The following is a 373-nucleotide window of genomic DNA, read 5'->3' as shown; positions in this document are numbered from 1 at the left end:
AAAAGCGCAACCACAGTTAATGATGAATCTTTTGACGTGACTTGAGGTAAGTTTAATAACTTAAAAAGTAAAAACACATGCAATAAGGCTACAACAAAGAACACCAAAGTAGTAGAAACATTATATTTTAAACGAATTATTTTAGGTAAAACATCTAGACAAACACATATAGCTGCAAGCCCTCTAAAAACAAGAGTTAAACGGGCGTAAAACAAGGTTTCAAAAAAATGTATAAAAAAATCGGCAAAAACTAAACTAATAAGCGCAACCAATAGGAATATGTTTTTATAACCTTTCAACAAAACAAATAGAATAAGGAAGGAAGAACTGCTAATAAGCCTTATGTTGCGCATGCCTTCTAAATCAAAAAAAG

Annotated in this window: 1 protein-coding gene; it reads right to left on the bottom strand. The window is 30.8% G+C overall.

What is annotated here, in order from left to right; translation table 11 throughout:
• Positions 1-373 (bottom strand): hypothetical protein (locus V6246_RS18185; RefSeq protein ID WP_341561866.1); only part of this gene is annotated, 373 nt, incomplete at both ends.

It is taken from the genome of Algibacter sp. TI.3.09 (assembly GCF_038154905.1).
GTDB lineage: Bacteria > Bacteroidota > Bacteroidia > Flavobacteriales > Flavobacteriaceae > Algibacter.
Note: the sequence above shows the minus strand (reverse complement) of the source record. Positions and strands in the feature narration are given on the sequence as shown.